This window comes from Tabrizicola sp. (genome assembly GCF_051645465.1).
Lineage (GTDB): Bacteria > Pseudomonadota > Alphaproteobacteria > Rhodobacterales > Rhodobacteraceae > Tabrizicola.
Genome location: NZ_JBOFBI010000193.1, coordinates 1 through 3,653 on the forward strand (window position 1 = coordinate 1; position 3,653 = coordinate 3,653).

4 protein-coding genes are annotated in these 3,653 nt (G+C 64.5%); 3 read left to right on the top strand and 1 reads right to left on the bottom strand.

Annotated elements, in window-relative coordinates; genetic code table 11:
- From ACRCSW_RS12500 to ACRCSW_RS12510, 3 genes are all read left to right on the top strand, one after another.
- Positions 1 to 1,657: DNA-binding protein (locus ACRCSW_RS12500; protein WP_438705530.1), on the top strand; the 1,657-nt coding region annotated here is incomplete at its 5' end.
- Positions 1,658 to 1,757: 100 nt separating this feature from the next.
- Entirely contained in the window at positions 1,758 to 2,231 is a 474-nt protein-coding gene (locus tag ACRCSW_RS12505; RefSeq protein ID WP_438705531.1) for a hypothetical protein, read from the top strand.
- A gap of 388 nt (positions 2,232 to 2,619) precedes the next feature.
- A complete protein-coding gene (locus ACRCSW_RS12510) occupies positions 2,620 to 2,784 on the top strand; it encodes a hypothetical protein (RefSeq protein ID WP_018001789.1) in 165 nt (54 codons plus the stop codon).
- Positions 2,785 to 2,980: 196 nt separating this feature from the next.
- Here ACRCSW_RS12510 and ACRCSW_RS12515 read toward each other — a convergent pair whose 3' ends face one another.
- Positions 2,981 to 3,298: an H-NS family nucleoid-associated regulatory protein gene (locus tag ACRCSW_RS12515; RefSeq protein ID WP_434622554.1), complete on the bottom strand. Its 318-nt coding sequence runs from the start codon at positions 3,296 to 3,298 to the stop codon at positions 2,981 to 2,983.
- Positions 3,299 to 3,653: the final 355 nt, after the last annotated feature.

Below are 3,653 nucleotides of genomic sequence, written 5' to 3' on the forward strand. Positions count from 1 at the left end.
CTATGCCGAGGATGGCATGACGCTGGAACAGCTGATGGCCTTCACGGTGAACCCGGATCATGCGCGTCAGCTCCAGGTCTGGGAGGCGATCAAGAACTCCTGGAACAAGGAGCCCTATGCCATCCGGCGTATGCTGACCGAGACCTCGGTCCGGGCCTCGGATCGTCGCGCGGTTTTCGTGGGCATCGATGACTATGAGGCGGCGGGCGGTGTCGTCCTGCGCGATCTCTTCCAGGGCGATGATGGTGGTTGGCTCAAGGACCCTGCCCTTCTCGATCGGCTGGTCGCTGAGAAGCTTCAGGCGGAAGCCGAGGAGCTGGCCTCCGAGGGCTGGAAGTGGATCGAAGTCGCAACCGACCTACCCTATGGCTACAGCCACCGCCTGCGACGTCTGGCCGGTGATCCTGCGCCGATGACCGAGGAGGAAAGCGCGGCCCACGCTTTGCTCCTCGCCGAGTATCGCGGGCTGGAGGAGGAGTACTCCGGCCAGGACGAATACCCCGAGGAGATCGACGCTCGGCTCGGTCAGCTCGAGATGGCAATGGAGGCGCTTGAGCAGCGGCCGCTGATCTACGATCCGGCCGAGGTCGGGCGCGCGGGCGTCTTCGTGACGCTGGATCGTGACGGCAGTCTTGCGGTCTACCGAGGCTATGTCCGGCCCGAGAACGAGCCGCGCGAAGAGACCGCGGTCCTGGATGGCGATGGCGCAGACGTTATGGGGCAGGGGGGTGATGTTGGTGGTTCCAGCTGGAAACCGTCGATGGCCTCTATTGGCGGCACCGTCATCACCTCGGGTGGTCAGCCGATCGGCTCGGACGGTTCAGAGGAGGAAGATGACGGTGCGCTCAAGCCGCTGCCCGAGCGGCTGGTCATGGAACTGAACGCCCACCGGACCCTCGCGCTGCGCGAGGCCATCGGACGTTCTCCCGACGTTGCGCTGACGCTCCTGCTCCTGAAGCTGGTAACGGACACCTTCCGCACTTCTTCCGCGACGGGCAGCTGTCTCGAGGCCTCGGTGCGCCATGTCTACATGTCGGCACAGGCGCCCGATCTGAAGGACAGCGTCGTGGCGAAGTTCGTCGACGAGCGGCACGCTGCTTGGGAGGCCGATCTGCCCCTCGGCGATGATGGGGCGCTCTGGGACTATCTGACGGTCCTCGACCAGGGCAGCCGTCTGGCTCTTCTGGCGCATTGCCTCAGCTTCGGGATCAACGCGCTCCATGAGAAGGTGAACCCCTACGGTGCAGGCATCTCCGCCAGCGGTCTGACCCGCCGCATAGCCCATGCCGATCTGGTGGCGCGTGCGGTCGATCTCGACATGGTCGAAGCAGGTTGGGAACCGACGGTCGATGGCTATCTCAACCGTGTGCCCAAGGCCCGGATCCTCGAGGCTGTGCGCGAGGCGAAGGGGGAGGGGACGGCGCAGCTTCTCGATCACCTGAAGAAGGGCGAGATGGCCACGGAAGCCGAGCGGCTTCTCAAGGGCAGTGGCTGGTTGCCCGAGGTCCTGCGCCGAGCCGATCTGGCAGCAATCGATGGCGAGGCGGTCGGAAAAGGGCAGGGGGAGGACGCGGGCCAGCCCGAAGAGGTCGATCTCCCGACCTTCCTGACGGCCGACTTGCCGGAGAGCGCTGCGTCGATGATGGCCGCAGAGTGATCTGAGCCAGCCGGGGGCGGGGCAACCCGCCCCTCATTCCTACAAAATAAAGTAATATCAATATGATGAATGCGATTTCTCGCATTCGGGATGAGGAATCATGTCTGCAACGACCATCATTGACACGGCCCCTCTTGGGGCGCTCATTCGATACACCGACGGCAGTCCCAAGCCGCCGGCACGCTTCACCAAGAAGCTTGCGGCGTGGGAGCGTTCGAACGGCGTCGGCCGCCTTGTGAAGAAGGAACCGCCCAAGGCATATCCGACCTGGACGGCACCGGCCTCCTTCACGCTGCATGAAGGCAACTTCTCCTCCGACGGGGTCATTCTCGTCACCATCATGCGCAGTCATTCGGCGGACAGTCGTCTGATCTTCGAGGTGGCCGAGGAACCGAAGCCCGGCCAGGTGCGCGTGCTCCTCGACTTCGGTGGAAACACCGAGCTGCTGCATCTGGCGGAATCCATCACGGCGGCCGAGCTCTGGATCGCGCGGGAAGGTTATCGCAACGCGCGGCTTGAAATCGTCGGTGCCGAAGACGGCGATAGGGCAGGGGGCGCGGACCTGGCCGCTTGAGCCCTGACATGGCGTGAGGGGCCTGTCGACGGGCGCGCCTCTCACCGACCGCACCCTCGTCCCGCGATGTCGCGGGGCGCCGAAGGATCCATCCCCCAAAGACGGAGGTCTTCAACCATGAGCCTGGCCGGGAGGCTGGCGATAGAGCAACTCAGCGGGACAACAAGCTCCAGTCGTCAGGGCACCATCCCCCGCTCGCCATCCCCTTCCTTGCCCCGAATCCTGTCTTCGAGATCAACCCGCAAGGGGTCGGACTACGGGGCGAGCCCGTGCCGCCGGGTGGATTCGGACGAGCCGAACGCACCCGGTGATGTCAGCCAGTCTTCGGGCCTGCGGGGTCCTGTCGCGCGGGGGATGGTCCCCCGCCTCCAAGACAGGAGCCAAACAGATGTCCCGCAAAGATGCTCACGCTTTCGCCGCTTCCCTCGCCGCCACGCTCATGGTCTCGATCGTCGTCTTCCAGGCAGGGGATGGAACCTTCGGCGCCGTCCCCGCCGATGAAATCGACGGCGACGAGGTTCAAGTGGTCGCTGAGGTCGACCCGTGGGCATGATGCCCACGGTTTCTTCTGAGGCTCGGAGGCGGAGCGAAGGCTCCGATCCGGGCCTTTCGCTTGTCTGCCATCCCGGGCCGACCGGCAGAATGAGCCGACGACGGTCGGCAAGCGAAATGGGCGATTACCGCTGCTCCTGGGAAGTTGCGATCAGCTGACTGCCGCCGGCGAATTGGCCGTTCCCACTTCGCTGTTCTTAGACCGCGAGCTCGCGCGGGTCTTTGCCCCCATTGATGTGATCCGCGAACCACTGCGGTTTCCGGCCGCGGCCAGACCAGGTGAGAGCCGCATTGTCAGGGTGACGATACTTCGCCACGGCTGGCGCACGGGTGGTTTTCCCCTCGACCCCAATAAGGTCGGCGAGGGAGTAGCCCATCTCTTTGGCGATGGCTTCCAGCTTGGTACGGGCTTGGGCCTTGTGACGGTCCTCATAGGTGGAAATCGCCTTGGCGAGGTCCTTCTGCAATTGCCGCAGTTCCTTGAGCGACAGTGCCTCGAGATTGAAATCAGCCATTGGGCCCTTGTGTCCTGAATGATGCATCCGGGATAGCCGTCAGGGCGAAACATCGCAACTCCCACGGAGGTCACCGCGATAGGGCAGGGGGGTGTGGTTGGCTTGAGCTGCCGGGTCAGCGGTTTCGCAAATGCTTCAACCCCGTTGCCGTGGCCAGGAAGGCCGAGTTCTGCGAGAGCCCAGGTCGCTCCCATCCCCGGTGCCATCCCTTCGACTGACAATCCCCTAAGCCTGTTCGGCCTCTGGCGCGCAACCCCGCGTCAGTCCGGGCCGTGTTGCCCTTTCAGGGCTGCCCGCTCCACCCCGGCCCTCTGGAGGTTTCCGGTCGACGTTCCGTCTCCCGTGCACGCCTCAG